We start from the raw sequence: 13,726 nt of genomic DNA, 5'->3' as shown, positions 1-13,726 counted from the left end.
TTCACCCGGGTGCGAGACGCCGCGTGAACATCAACGAGCGGAAACGGGTGCGCGATCGGCCGCGGAGGCCGTCGCAGGGAAGTGGCCGAGGTGCGGACGCCGGATGCGGACGCGGTGCGAGGGGAACGAGAGCATGACGCAGGAAGAGCAGTCCACCGCGGAGCCGATGCGGGCGAGGTCGGCCACGCTCGTCGCCGGCTCGGACTTGGTGCTGCGGGACACCCAGAACTGGAGTTCGCGCAGCCATCGCGAGCTCTACGAGGCGGTCCACCAGGGCAACGAACCCGGCCGCGTCGGTGAGCTCGCGCAGGACTGGGCGCGGATGGGCGCGGAGATCGGGGAGTCCTCCGAGCGCATGGCCGAGCGGCTGCGCGGCACCGAGGAGGGGTGGCAGGGCGAGGCGGCGAAGTCCGCTCGCGGCGCCATCCACGAGCTCGCCCGCTGGACGTCCGACGCGGGTCAGACCGCCGGTGACCTGGGCCAGCGGATCGGCGAGCAGGGCCGGGTCATGGAAGACGCCAAGACGAACATGCCGGAGCCGAAGGACGTCGAGTTCCGCGACGAGATCGTCTCCCTCTACGGCGTCCTGGGCGGTGGCAGCGGGAAGAGCGTGCTGGCGGGCCTGCTGGCCGCGACCGAGGACATGAAGGAGCAGGCGGTCAAGGCGGATTCCGCCCACGACGAGGCCGTCGCCGTCATGGAGCGGATGGAGATCTCGTCCCGCGTGGTGGACGGCAGCACCCCGCGCTTCGAGCCGCCGCCGGACCCGATCCGCGACGAGCAGAAGCAAGGCGTCAAGGCAACCCTGTCTCAGCCGCGGGAACCGCTCTCCGCGAACCCGCAGGTGACCGACTCCGCCGGGGCGCCGAGTCCGGGCGAGGTGCCCGGAGCTCAGCAGCCGGGTGGGCCGCCACCGGGTGGCGCGGAGGAGACGAAGCGGATGCCGGTGCTGAACACGCCCGCGTCGAACGTTCCGGCGTCGAACGCCCCGGCCAGTGCTCCGCACCTGGAGAGCACCCCGCAGCTGCACGGCGACAAGGGCGGCCCGCAGGGCGGCCCCGGCGCTCGCGTGCCGTCGCTGGACGGATTCGGCGGCGGTGACGGGAAGAACCAGGGCAGGCGTCCGCTGGACCGCAAGACCGGTCCGGACGGCACCAGCCCGCAGGGCAGCCGTCCCAGCGGAACCAAGCCGAGCAACGTGGACCCGCCCACCATCAAGCACCGCCCGCTGCCGCCGCTGCCCGGCACCGACACCGGCGGCGGTGGCCCGGTCGCGCCGGGCGGTCGCGTGCCGACCGGTCCGGGCAGGCCCGGTGGCGGCAACGGCCCGGGGCCGAACGGTCGTTCCGGGTGGAGCGGGGCGATCCCGCCGATCCCGGGCACGTCCGGTCCTGGTGGGGCGGGTGGCGGCCTGGGAGCCGGAGGCTCCGGCGGGTCGTCGGGACCTGGCGGGTCGTCGGGCTCGGGCGGTTCGAACGTGGGGGCCGGTGGCCGGTCCTCGGTGAGCATGGGGCCCGGTGGCGGTCCCGCGGGCGGCCCGGTCGGCGGTGGCTCGGCGAGCGGTTCCGGTTCGGCCGGTGCCGGTGCGGGCGGCATGGGCGCGCCGGGTGCCGCGGCCGGGCGCGGTCGTGGTGGCGAGGACGAGGAACGCCGGGCGAAGTACGTGGAGAGCACGCCGATCGTCGAGGTTCCTGGCGCGGACCTGCCGCCGCCGGTGATCGGTGGCGGCAAGCCGAAGAAGAAGGACTCCTGAGGACCAGACGATGAGCAGCGAACCGGATTTCGCGTTGTCCGCCTACGAATTCGACCTGGTCATGGGGTCGCTCGGGCTCGGCCGGGCGCCGTACCCGCTCCGGGTGCCGAGCATCGGGGCGACGATGGAGGAGCGCGCCGAGCTCGCCGGGGAGGTGCTGCGCAAGCTCGCCGCCCGCGATCTCGCTTCGGGCGATCGGCTCGACGCCGAGCTGGAGGGATTGCTGCGGCTGCTGTCCGACCACGAGTTCTCGGTGGACGTCGTCGGTGCGGCGGACGGGCCGGTGCGAGCGCTGGCCGCGGTGAACGCTCGTGGTGGCGTGCTCGCGATGCTCACCGACGATCAGGTCTGGTTGTGGGGGTTCCGGCCGCGGGCGCTGGCGAGCGTCGCGGTGGGCGTGCTCGCTCCGGCGGATGCGGGGCGGGGCCGCGGGTTCACGGTGCGCAAGGAGACGTTGGCCAAGGTCGCCGACAGCGAGGACGACTTCGGCGACGATCCGTTCGGCGGAGATCTCGACGACCGCACGGCGCTGCTGCGCGCCGGGATGCCCGCGGAGGACGTCGACGCGCTGCTGGAGCTGGCGACCAACCGCCGGGCGGGCGGGCAGATCGGTGTCTCCGGCGGCGGACGGCGGGCGGCGACGCTGGTGACCTGGTTCGACACCCACCAGGGTCGGTACCTGGTGGTCAACGAGGGCGAGTGGCTCAGCATCATGCCCGCCGACCACGGTCGCATCGAACAACGCGTCGCCGACGTGATGTCCACAGTGGACTTCGAGGACCTGCTGGACCGCTGAACCGGCCGAGCCGGTCATCCGTGCGGCGGATCCCGCGCGGACATTCATCGTGAGGAGTTTCGGCCATGGCCTACGAAGTCGTCTCCGAGGACTTGAGGGCGCACGCGAGTCACTTGGACGCGCTGACCGACCGCTTGGGCACCGCGCTCTCGGCGGCGCAGGAGGTCAGCATGTCCGACGAGGCCTACGGGCTGCTGTGCTCGTTCCTGCCGCCGATCGTGAATCCGACGGAGGAGGAGGGCGTCAACGCGCTCAAGGCCGCGCGCGAGGGCGTCGAGGTGACGGCGGAGAACATCCGCACCACCGCGAAGGAGTACGACGCCAACGACGACGACAACGCCGAGTCCTTCCGGAAGTTCGAGAACCAGCACTTGCCCGAGGGCAAGTCGGAGCAGCAGTTCACGCGCATGAACGGGGCGAACGGCGGTTCGGCGCCGCAGCAGTTCGGGTCCGAGCAGCAGTTCACGCCGAGGAACGCGCCGTATGGCGGTGCGGAATCGGGGCAGGTGTCGCAGCAGCACGAGGTGTTGCAGAGCACGGATGCGACTTATCAGCAGTTCACGCCCCGGAACGCGCCGTATGGCGGTGCGGAGCCGGGGCAGGTGTCGCAGCAGCACGAGGTGTTGCAGGGCGTTGACGCGACTTTCCAGCAGGCCACGCCGACTTACCAGCACGCCACGCCCCAGAACGCGCCGCACGGTCGGCAAGCACCCGACGAAGCCTGAGCGGCACCCGACGAAGCCTGAGCGGCACCCGAACGTTGTCAGCAGTACTGAGCTTGTGATGGAGGCGGAGCATGTCCGGACCCGGTGGATTCGCGGCGCTCGGCAGCGACCCGGACGAGGCGGAACGGCGCATCGAGCAGTGGGCGCAGGGCTTCGCGGAGAAGGCCCAGCGCTACCAGGCGGTGCGCGAGCAGACCGAGCAGATCCGGCTCACGGCCACCGGCCCGGACGGACGGGTGAAGGTGACGGTGCGCGCCGACGGCAGCGTCACCGACGTGCAGTTCACCGAGAAGATCCGCTCGATGCCGCTGCAGGAGCTGTCCGCGCAGATCATGGACACCATGCGCAAGGCGCAGTCGGACATCGCGGCCAAAGTCGGCGAGGTGATGACCGAGCAGCTCGGTGACGAGGACCAGCAGACCCGGTCGATGATGCTGGACAACCTCCGGGAGCGGTTCCCCGAGGAACCGGACGAGCCCGAGCCCGACCAGCCCGATTCCGGGAAGTGGGCGCCGCCGGAGGACGACGAGCAGTCGAAGCCGCCGCCCGCGGCCCCGCCCGCACCGCCGAACGCGACTCCGCCCCCGGCTTCGAAGAAGCCGCCGCGGCGCAGGCCGGTCGATGACGACGACGGGGACTTCGGCCCCGACTTCGACCCGCTGCGGGACTGACGCGCCCGGACGATCACGAAGCGGATCACGGGACCGGCCCGTGTTCTCGGCGCCCTCGTGGTGCCCCCGTTGTCAGCACATGCCGGGCAACCCGGCTCACACTCTTGAGGTGATGGCCCCGTGGCGAATCCACTGGTGGCGGAGCGCGAGGATTCGACGAAGTCCTTCAGCGGCGTCCCGATCCTGGAATCGGTCGATGAGACGAAGAAGGCCATCGAGCAGGGGGACTGGGCCGCCGGTGTGCTCGGCGCGACCGGCACCGCGCTGGACGCGCTCGGCATGGCGATGGACCCGTTCGGTTCGATCCTCGCCGCCGGCGTGGGGTGGTTGATGGAGCACGTCGGCCCGGTCTCGGACGCGCTGGACGCGTTGACGGGCGATCCGGACGAGATCAAGGCGCATTCGGAGACGTGGAAGAACATCTCCGGTGAGCTGGCCGCGATCAGCACGGACCTGACCGACATGGTCAAGGCCGACACGGCGGGCTGGACGGGGCAGGCCGGGGACGCCTACCGCAAGCGCAGCGAGGACACCGCCACGCTGCTGGAGGCCGCGAAGAGCGCGGCCGACGGTGCTTCGAGCGGCATCGGTACCGCGGGTGAGGTCGTGGCGGCGGTCCGCACGCTGGTCCGCGACATCATCGCGGAGCTCGTCGGCCACCTGGTGAGCTGGGCGCTGCAGGTCATCGCGACGCTGGGCATCGGCCTGACCTGGGTGGTGCCGCAGGTGATCGCGGAGGTCGCCAAGGTCGCGTCGAAGATCGCCGACATCACCATGAAGCTGGTCAAGGCGATGAAGGCCCTCGTCCCGATGCTCAAGAAGCTCGGCAAGGGCTTCGGCGAGGCCTCCGACGCGCTGAAGAAGATCAAATCGGACGGTTCCTCCGGCCCGCCCCCGAAGTCCCCGCCGCCCGGCGGCGGCAGCCGCGGCGGCCCGGACGGCCCGGCCTCGAACAACTCCGCGAACGCGGAGAAGACCCCGGACCCCACGCCCCCGCCGAACAACGACAAGGGGCCGGACCAGACGAACTCGACGGGCTCGGACAAGTCGTCTGACGGCGGTTCCCCGGCAGGCGGTAACGGCAACAAGGACGACAAGTCTCCCGACGGGACCAATCCGGCGGGCAGCCGGAACATCCGGGACAACAACCGAGGCGCGGACCGGGAACGCACCCCGGACAAGAACAAGAACACCTGCGGCGACCCGATCGACGTGGCCAGCGGTGATGTGGTGCTCCCGCAGGTCGACGTGGAGCTGGCGGGTGTGCTGCCGCTGGTGCTGCGCCGGGTGCACCTGTCGTCGTACCGGGTGGGGCGGTTCTTCGGCCCGAACTGGGCATCCACCGTGGACCAGCGATTGGAGGTGGACGAGGCGGGTCTGTCGTTCGCGGGCGACGACGGCACGCTGTTGTTCTACCCGCACCCGACGCCGGTGTCCCTGCCGCAGGCCGGGGCGCGGAACCCGCTCGCGCTGACCGATGACGGCTACACGATCACCGTGGTGGAGCAAGACCTGACGCTGCACTTCGGCAGCGGTGGTTCGGTGCTGCCGCTGCGGGCGATCACCGACCGCAACGGGCACCGCATCGACTTCGACCGGGACGAAGCCGGAGTGCCGACCGAGATCCGGCACAGCGGCGGCTACCGCATCCGGGTCGAGTCCGCGAACGGGTTGATCACGGCCCTGCACCTGTGCGGCGCCGATGGCGGCGCCGACCTGGCTCTGGTCCGCTACGGCTACCAGCACGGCCTGCTGTCCGAGGTCATCAACGGCTCCGGGAAACCCCTGCGGTTCACCTACGACCACGCGGGCCGGATCACCAGCTGGACCGACCGGAACGAGGCTTGGTACCGCTACGGCTACGACCACGAGGGCCGGGTGGTGCGTGCGGACGGCTCCGGCGGATTCCTCAGCGGCACCATGTCCTACGAGGACGGGGTGACGCGGTGGACGAACTCGCTGGGACACCAGACCGCCTACCACCTCAACGAACGCGGCCAGACGGTGCTCGAAGTCGATCCGCTGGGCAACGAGGTCCGCTCGGAATGGGACGAGTTCGACCGGCTGCGCAAGCGCACCGATCCGCTCGGTCGCAGCGTTCGCTACGACCGGGACGAGTGGGGCAACGTCCTCGCGATCACGCGGCCGGACGGCACCCAGCTCAGGTGCGATTACGACGAGTCTGGCCTGCCGGTCGCATTCGTCGAAGCGGACGGCGCGACGACCCGCCACACCTACGACGAGAGCGGAAATCTCCGCTCCACGACCGACGCCTGCGGAGCCACCACCCACTACAGCTACGACGAGCACGGCAACCTCACCGCGATCACCGACGCCTTGGGCAACACCAGCACCGTGGAAGTCGACGCGAGTGGGCTTCCCACGGCATTCGTGGACGCGCTCGGTGCGGCCACCCGGTACGAGCGCGATCGATTCGGGCGGGTCACCGCGATCACCGACCCGGTGGGCGGGGTGCAGCGGTTCGGCTGGACGGTCGGCGGTGAGCTCGCCTGGCACGAGCGAGCAGACGGCACGGTCGAGCGCCGCGTCTACGACGGTGAGGGAAACCAGCGCGAACACCGCGACGAGTTCGCCGAGGTTTCCACCACCGAAATCACCCACTTCGACCTCGTCGCCGCGGAAACCCGCCCGGACGGCACTCGGATGGAGTTCGGCTACGACACCGAGATGCGCCTGGTTTCCGTGACGAATCCGCAACGGCTGGTGTGGCGCTACGAGTACGACGCGGCCGGGCGCCTGGTGCGTGAAGTCGACTTCAACGGCCGCACCCTGCAGTACGCCTACGATGCGGCGGGCCAACTCGTCGAGCGCACCAACGGTGCTGGGGAGGTCACCCGGTTCAGCCTCGATCTGTTGGGCAACGTCGTCGAACGCCGCACCGGTTTCGACGTCGCGAGGTTCACCCTCAGCGAGACCGGGGAAGTGCTGGAAGCGGTCAACGGAGCGAGTCGAGTCGTCTTCCAGCGTGACCCGGTGGGGCGGGTGCTCGCCGAGACGATCAATGGACGCACCGTGACCTCCGAGTATGACCCGCTGGGGCGCCGGGTCCGGCGACGCACCCCGTCCGGCGCCGAGAGCACCTGGGAGTACGACGCCAACGATCAGCCGATCGCGCTGCACTCCGCGGGGAGGACGCTGCGCTTCGAGTACGACCAGGCGGGCCGGGAGGTGCGTCGCAGCGTCGGGGCGTGCCTGGTGCTCGGCCAGTCGTGGACGGCCGCCCACCTGCTTCAGGCCCAGACGATCACCGGAGCCGGCGGAGGTTCCGCGCAGCAGCGCACTTACGCCTACCGGGCGGACGGCGCGCTCACCGGAGTCCAGGACCAGCTCACGGGCCCACGCACCTTCACCCTCGACCACGCGGGCCAGGTGCTCGCGGTCCAGGGATCGGGTTGGTCGGAGCGCTACGCCTACGATGCCGCGGGCAACATCACGCACGGCAGCTGGCCGTCTTCAGGTAACGAGGACGAATTCGGTGAACGCGTCCACGGCGGAACCTTGGTTCGTGCCGCGGGCGGAGTCCGGTACGAGCACGACGCGCAGGGCAGGCTCGTCCTCCGTCAGCGAAAGCACCTCTCCCACCGGCCCGAGACCTGGCGGTATTCCTGGGACGCCGACGACCGTCTGGTCGGCGTGCTCACGCCGGACGGAACCCGTTGGGCATACCGCTACGACGCGATCGGACGCCGTATCGCAAAGCAGCGGCTCGGAACGGACGGCACGACCGTGCTCGAAGGGGTCGACTTCACTTGGGACGGTCACGTCCTGGCGGAGCAGGCCGGGTACCGGCAGGGTCAGCCCGGGCCGCACGTCCTCGTCTGGGACCACGAACCGGGGTCCTTCCGGCCGCTAACGCAGGCAGAACGGGTACAGCGCGGCCCGCAGGACTGGGTCAACTCCAAGTTCCACGCGATCGTGACGGACCTGGTCGGTACACCCACCGAACTCCTCGATGACCAGGGCGGCGTCTCCTGGGTGCATCGCACGACCCTGTGGGGTGGTTCTCCCCATGCCGAATCGGCGCGAGCGGGTACCCCGCTGCGTTTCCCCGGTCAGTACTTCGACGCCGAAACCGGCATGCACTACAACTTCTACCGCTACTACGACCCGTTCCTCGGGCGTTACGCCAGCCCCGACCCGCTGGGCCTGGACGGTGGCCCCAACCAGCACGCCTACGTGCGGAACCCGCACGCATGGGCGGACCCGCTGGGGCTCGTCCCGTGCAAAACCCACCCGAACGCCGACCCGCCGAAGACAGCGATCGAGAAGGTCGCCGGCAAGTACGGCGAGCAGGAGCACCTCAACAAGCACATCTTCAAGGGAGAAAAGGGAACCAACGGCAAGCCGACCGGCCTTCACGCCTACGAGAATTCGCCGGGACGGGGCAAGTTCAACGCCGACAATGTGATCAACAACAAGACCGGGAAGTCGCCGTACCTCCCTAATGACATCACTGTCCTGGCACATCGCGGGAAATTCACGCAGCTGCACGAGATCGTCTATACGAAGGCCGGGGCGGACGGGCCCAAGGCGAGCACGATGTTCCCCGCGAACTGGAGCAAGCAGGACGTGCAGGCATATCTGGGGAACAACAACCCCAGCCGCGAAAATGTGCTCGGCAAGGATTACAAGGATCTTTACGGCAATGCCACCAAGGACGACGTCAACAACCGGATATCCAGCGGGCAGGACATCAAGCTCACTTCGATGGGCGGCAAGGACGGGACCGTCTTCCCGGACAAGGGCGGCAAATTTGATTCTCATCCCGAGGCCGTTGGAAAGTCCTGGACTACGACCGATCCTGGTAGCGGTCTCAGCAAGAAGAAGTAGTTAGGTCGGTGGCACCCGGGCTAGATCTTCGAATTCGCGGAGGACGGATGGCCTAGGATGTGGAGTCGCACCGCACGCTCCGGCGGGCCGTGACGTGCCCGATTCCGGGAGGTGCGACCGGAGGAGGCGCCGCATGGCCAGGGACATCGACCGTCCGCTGCGGTCCGACGCGCAGCGGAATCGGGAGAAGATCCTGTCCACCGCGGCGCGGATGTTCGCCGAGCGGGGCTTGGACGCGCACCTCGATCACATCGCGAAGGAAGCGGGCGTGGGGTCCGGCACGCTCTACCGGAACTTCCCGACGCGGGAGGCGCTGATCGAGGCCGCTTACCGGCACGAGCTGAGCCGTCTCTGCGACGCCTCGCCGCACCTGCTGGCGACGCTCCCGGCAGGGGAGGCGTTGCGTGCCTGGATGGGCCGCGCCCTGGACTACGCGACGGCGAAGCTGGGGATGGCGGACGCGCTGCGCGCCGTCATCGACTCCGGTGGGGCGCCGTACGACAAGAGCAAGGAAATGCTGCTCGACTCGATCACCCCGCTGCTGGACGCGGGCGCCCGCGCCGGAGTGATCAGGGACGACGTTCCGGCGGCGGACCTGCTGCTGGGCCTGTTCGGCATCGCGATGGCCGCCGGGGGAGCCGAACACCGAGAACAGGCCGAACGGCTGCTCGACCTCCTCTACGACGGCCTCCGCGTCCACTGACCCGAGTCAACGGCCCGTTCGTCCAATCGCATTGGACGAACGGTCCGTTCACTCCACCGGCATCGCCCCCACCGAGCTCATGGCCGCGCCGTCTCGCGTGGCTCACGCCGGAAGCTGATTCGAGTGAACGGCCTGTTCGTCCAACGGGATTGGACGAACAGGCCGTTCACTCCACTGGAATTGCTTCCGGGCGTGCGTGGTGGCGCTAGGGGGGAGTCGGTTGCGGCTCGGTGGTGGGGATATGGGTGAACGGACCGTTGGTCCAACGGGTTTAGACGAACGGTCCGTTCACTCGAACCACGTTGGGCGATCGGTCCGTTCACTCCGGATCGTGCGCGATGGAGCCGAACGCAAAGCGGCCCGCTCACCCCGGTCGGGGCGAGCGGACCGCTGATGTGATCACCCTGCTGCGTACTACCCGGCCGCGTTGAGCACCCGGTCCAGGCTGATCGGCAGGTTCCGGTGCCGCACGCCGGTGGCGTGCCGCACGGCGTTGGCGATGGCGGCGGCGGTGCCGACGATGCCGACCTCGCCGACGCCCTTCACCCCGGACGGGTTGTCCTCGTCGGGGTCGTCGACCCAGTCCACTTCGATCTCGGGGACGTCGGCGTGCGCGGCGATGTGGTACCCGGCGAGGTTCGCGTTGGCCTGCCTGCCCGTCGCGTCCCGCACGCCCTCTTCGTGCAGCGCCATCGACAAGCCCATGATCATGCCGCCGGCGAACTGGCTGCGCGCGGTCAGCGGGTTGATGATCCGCCCCACCGCGAACATGCCCAGCAGCCGCCGCACCCGCACCTCACCGCTGGTCACGTCGACCGCGACCTCGGCGAACTGAGAGCTGAAGGAGTGCCGTTCGAGCTGCTTGCGGGCACCGATCAGCTCGGTGGTGTCGGCCCGCGCGGTCACCGGTGCCTGCTCGCCCGCGGCGAGCTTCTTCTGCAACGCCCGTGCCGCTTCGATGATCGCGAAGGACCAGGACTCGGTGCCGCGCGAACCTCCTGCGAGGAACGCGGGCCCGAAGTCGCTGTCGGCGATCCGGATCCGCACCGCTTCCAGCGGCACCTCCAGCGCTTCCGCGGCGACCTGGGACAGCGCGGTGCGCGCCCCGGTGCCGATGTCGGCGGCGGTGATGCGCACCTCGTAGGTGCCGTCGGCCTCGGCGGTGATCGCGGCCGTGGAGGGCATCGGCCCGGCCCCGAACGAGCCCGCCGCGACGCCGGTGCCCAGCAGCCAGCGCCCGTCGCGGCGCACCCCGGGCCGCGGATCCCGCTGCCACCAGCCGAAGCGGCTCGCGCCCTGCTCCAGGCAGTCCACCAGCCTGCGGCTACTGAACGGGGTCCCGGACACGGGCCCGACGCTCGGTTCGTTGCGCAGCCGCAGCTCCACCGGGTCGATGTCGAGCCGCTCCGCGAGCTCGTCCATCGCCGATTCCAGCGCGAACGATCCGGGCGCCGCGCCGGGCGCCCGCATCCAGCCTGGCGAGGGCACGTTCAGCGGCACCACCCGAGTGCGGGTGCGGATGGCCTCCGACGCGTACATCACGCCGGTGAGCTCGGTGCCGAGCTCCACGAACTCCTTGATGGTGGAGGTGAACGACCGCGACTCGTGGTCGATGGCGCGCATCCGGCCGTCGGCGTCGGCGGCGAGCCGCACCCGCTGCTCGGTCGCGGACCGCAGCGACGTGACGGCGAAGACCTGCGGGCGCGTCAGCACCACCCGCACCGGGCGCTGCGTCAGGGTCGCGGCCATCACCGCGAGCACCAGCTGCGGGCCGGCGGCCTTGGAGCCGAAGCCGCCGCCGACGTGCTCGGAGCGGACCCGCACAGACTCCGGGGCCAGGTCGAACAGCTTCACCAGGATCTGCGCGACCAGGTAGGAGCCCTGGTTGGCGTCGACGACCTCCAGCCGCCCGTCCTCCCAGCGCGCCATGGACGCGTGCGGCTCCATCGCGGTGTGGTGTTCTTCGGGAGTGCTGTAGGTCTGCTCGACGACGGCCGCCGCTCCGTCGGTCTCGGCGTCCACGTCGCCCTTGTCGACGGTGCCCGCGCCTCCCGGCGCGTACTCGGCGGGGTGGTCGGCGCGGAACTCGGAGTCGTGCGGTTCCGCCTCGTAGGTGACTTCGAGGGCGTCGGCTGCGGCGCGGGCCTGTTCCGGCGTCTTCGCCACCACCAGCGCCACCGGGTGCCCCACGTAGCGCACCCGATCGTCCTGCAGCAGCTGCAATCCCGGGTCGGGGCCGAAGATCCCGGCTTCCGGGTTGAGTCGTGGCGCGTTGCCGTGGTGCAGCACGGTGAGCACGCCGGGCATGCCCAGCACCGCTTCGTCACCGATCGAAGTGATGCGGCCGTGCGCGACGGTGGATAGCACGAGCGAACCGTGCGCGAGGTTCTCGATGGGGTGGTCGGCGGCGTAGCGGGCTTCGCCGGTGACCTTGGCGCGGCCTTCGAGCCGGGTGCGGGCGGAGCCGGCGGTCCCGGTGTCGGCGGGGGAGGTGGTGCTCGTCGCGCTCACCCGCGGGTCGATCGTGGTCATCGGGTGGCCTCCTCGGTGATTTCGGTCAGCACGGACACCACGAGGTTCCGGATGAGCGGCACCTTGTAACCGTTGTGCGGCAACGGTGTCGCGGCGGCGAGTTCGGCGTCGGCGGCGGCGCCGAACTCCTCGGCGGTGGCGGCGCGGCCGAGCAGCGCCCGCTCGGCGGCGTGCGCCCGCCACGGCCGGTTCGCGACGGCGCCGAACGCGATCCGCACGTCGTCGACCACCCCGTTGCGGACTTCGAGCGCGGCGGCGATGGAGCCGTTGGCGAACGCGTAGGAGGCGCGTTCCCGCACCTTGCGGTACCGGGAGCGGGCGGCGAGCGCGGCACCGGGCAAGGTGATCCCGGTGATCAGCGCCCCTGCGGGCAGCGCGATCTCCTGGTCCGGGCGCTCCCCGACGGGCCGGTGGAAGTCCGAATAGGACAGTTCGCCGGGGCCGTCCGCGGTCTCGTAGGACACCGCGGCGTCGAAGGCGGCCAGCGCCACCGCCATGTCCGACGGGCTGGTCGCCGCGCAGTGCTCGGACCAGTCGAAGATCGCGTGGTTGTGGTGCTCGCCCTCGATCGCGGGACAGCCGCTACCGGGTACTCGCTTGTTGCAGGGCTGGGTGACGTCGGCGAAGTAGCCGCACCGCGTGCGCTGCAACAGGTTCCCGCCGACGGTGGCGACGTTGCGCAGCTGCCCGGAGGCGCCCGCGAGCACCGCCTGGGCGAGCGCGGGGAAGCGACGCCGCACCTCGGGGTGGTTGGCCACGTCGCTGTTGGTGGCGGTCGCGCCGATGCGCAGCCCGCCGTCGTCGGTGACCTCGATGGCGTCCAGCGGCAGCCTGCGCACGTCGACGAGCTGCGGCGGGTTCTCCACCCCGGTCTTCATCAGGTCCACGAGGTTCGTGCCCCCGCCGAGGAACCGCGCGTCCGGGTTCTCGGCGAGCAGCGTCGTGGCGGTGCGCACGTCGGTCGCGCGCTGGTAGTCGAACTCCCTCATGCCGAGACCTCCGTTCCGGACACGGTGTTCTCGGCCTCGCGCATGGTGGCGGCCTGCGCGACGGCGCGCACGATCGAGTTGTGCGCGCCGCAGCGGCACAGGTTGCCGCTCATCCGCTCGCGGATCTCCGCAGCGTCCAGCGGTGGTGCGCCGGCTTCGGGCCGGACGTCCTCGGTGGCGGCGCTGGGCCAGCCCGCCGCGTGTTCCTCGATGACGGCGACGGCCGAGCAGATCTGGCCGGGAGTGCAGTAGCCGCACTGGTAGCCGTCGAAGTCCAGGAACGCCTGCTGCACCGGGTGCAGCCGGTCGCCGTCGGCGATGCCTTCGACGGTGGTGACCTCGGATCCGTCGACGCCGACGGCGAACTGCAGGCAGGACACCGCCCGCTTGCCGTCGAGCAGCACGGTGCAGGCGCCGCACTGCCCTTGGTCGCAGCCCTTCTTGGTGCCCACCAGGTCGAGGTCGTCGCGGAGCGCGTCGAGCAGGGTGGTGCGGTTGTCGACCGTGAGCGAACGGTCCTCGCCGTTCACCCGCAGCGAGATGGTGGAGCTGTGGTGGGACATGGAGTCTCCGTCGGTATCAGACAAGGACGGGAATGACGTCGCGCGATGGTTCCGGGGCGTGCCGCGTTGGCCACCTTCTTGCTCACGACACCGCGCGGCAGCGGTCGAGCACGACCGACGCGGCATCGGCCGGGTCGTGGGAA

At 70.4% G+C, this 13,726-nt stretch carries 9 protein-coding genes; 6 read left to right on the top strand and 3 right to left on the bottom strand.

Annotated elements, in window-relative coordinates; all coding sequences use genetic code 11:
* Window positions 1-133 precede the first annotated feature (133 nt).
* From ACWD38_RS05355 to ACWD38_RS05330, 6 genes are all read left to right on the top strand, one after another.
* Entirely contained in the window at window positions 134-1,753 is a 1,620-nt protein-coding gene (locus tag ACWD38_RS05355) for a WXG100 family type VII secretion target (protein WP_184477445.1), read from the top strand.
* Window positions 1,754-1,763: 10 nt separating this feature from the next.
* The gene (locus ACWD38_RS05350) at window positions 1,764-2,549 is read left to right on the top strand and encodes an ESX secretion-associated protein EspG (RefSeq protein ID WP_184477447.1); all 786 of its coding nucleotides are present in this window, start codon (window positions 1,764-1,766) and stop codon (window positions 2,547-2,549) included.
* 65 nt (window positions 2,550-2,614) lie between these two features.
* Window positions 2,615-3,274, top strand: a complete 660-nt coding sequence (locus tag ACWD38_RS05345; RefSeq protein ID WP_450123418.1) for a type VII secretion target — start codon at window positions 2,615-2,617, stop codon at window positions 3,272-3,274.
* 71 nt (window positions 3,275-3,345) lie between these two features.
* On the top strand, window positions 3,346-3,945 hold the full coding sequence (locus ACWD38_RS05340) for a YbaB/EbfC family nucleoid-associated protein (protein WP_184477451.1): 600 nt from the start codon (window positions 3,346-3,348) through the stop codon (window positions 3,943-3,945).
* A 120-nt stretch (window positions 3,946-4,065) separates the two neighbouring features.
* Entirely contained in the window at window positions 4,066-8,796 is a 4,731-nt protein-coding gene (locus ACWD38_RS05335; RefSeq protein WP_450123417.1) for an RHS repeat-associated core domain-containing protein, read from the top strand.
* A 133-nt stretch (window positions 8,797-8,929) separates the two neighbouring features.
* Window positions 8,930-9,499, top strand: coding sequence for a TetR/AcrR family transcriptional regulator (locus ACWD38_RS05330; RefSeq protein WP_450123416.1), 570 nt, complete (start codon window positions 8,930-8,932; stop codon window positions 9,497-9,499).
* A gap of 414 nt (window positions 9,500-9,913) precedes the next feature.
* Here ACWD38_RS05330 and ACWD38_RS05325 read toward each other — a convergent pair whose 3' ends face one another.
* Genes ACWD38_RS05325 through ACWD38_RS05315 form a run of 3 tightly spaced genes read right to left on the bottom strand, consistent with a single transcriptional unit; the run spans window position 9,914 to window position 13,583 of the window.
* Window positions 9,914-12,031, bottom strand: coding sequence for a xanthine dehydrogenase family protein molybdopterin-binding subunit (locus ACWD38_RS05325; protein WP_450123415.1), 2,118 nt, complete (start codon window positions 12,029-12,031; stop codon window positions 9,914-9,916).
* Window positions 12,028-13,020 (bottom strand): FAD binding domain-containing protein, encoded by a 993-nt coding sequence (locus tag ACWD38_RS05320; RefSeq protein ID WP_184477457.1) that lies wholly within the window; start codon window positions 13,018-13,020, stop codon window positions 12,028-12,030. Before ACWD38_RS05320 ends, ACWD38_RS05325 begins: the two co-directional genes overlap by 4 nt.
* Window positions 13,017-13,583, bottom strand: a complete 567-nt coding sequence (locus tag ACWD38_RS05315; protein ID WP_184477459.1) for a 2Fe-2S iron-sulfur cluster-binding protein — start codon at window positions 13,581-13,583, stop codon at window positions 13,017-13,019. Before ACWD38_RS05315 ends, ACWD38_RS05320 begins: the two co-directional genes overlap by 4 nt.
* Between the last annotated feature and the right edge of the window lie 143 nt (window positions 13,584-13,726).

The organism is Saccharopolyspora sp. NPDC002578, from assembly GCF_053592695.1.
The sequence above is the reverse complement of the archived record's forward strand: the minus strand, read 5'-3'. Positions and strand labels throughout refer to the sequence as shown.

Coding starts and splice junctions, on each gene's coding strand:
- ACWD38_RS05355 (WP_184477445.1), top strand. CDS start 134: ATGACGCAGGAAGAGCAGTCCACCGCGGAGCCGATGCGGGCGAGGTCG.
- ACWD38_RS05350 (WP_184477447.1), top strand. CDS start 1,764: ATGAGCAGCGAACCGGATTTCGCGTTGTCCGCCTACGAATTCGACCTG.
- ACWD38_RS05345 (WP_450123418.1), top strand. CDS start 2,615: ATGGCCTACGAAGTCGTCTCCGAGGACTTGAGGGCGCACGCGAGTCAC.
- ACWD38_RS05340 (WP_184477451.1), top strand. CDS start 3,346: ATGTCCGGACCCGGTGGATTCGCGGCGCTCGGCAGCGACCCGGACGAG.
- ACWD38_RS05330 (WP_450123416.1), top strand. CDS start 8,930: ATGGCCAGGGACATCGACCGTCCGCTGCGGTCCGACGCGCAGCGGAAT.
- ACWD38_RS05325 (WP_450123415.1), bottom strand. CDS start 12,031: ATGACCACGATCGACCCGCGGGTGAGCGCGACGAGCACCACCTCCCCC.
- ACWD38_RS05320 (WP_184477457.1), bottom strand. CDS start 13,020: ATGAGGGAGTTCGACTACCAGCGCGCGACCGACGTGCGCACCGCCACG.
- ACWD38_RS05315 (WP_184477459.1), bottom strand. CDS start 13,583: ATGTCCCACCACAGCTCCACCATCTCGCTGCGGGTGAACGGCGAGGAC.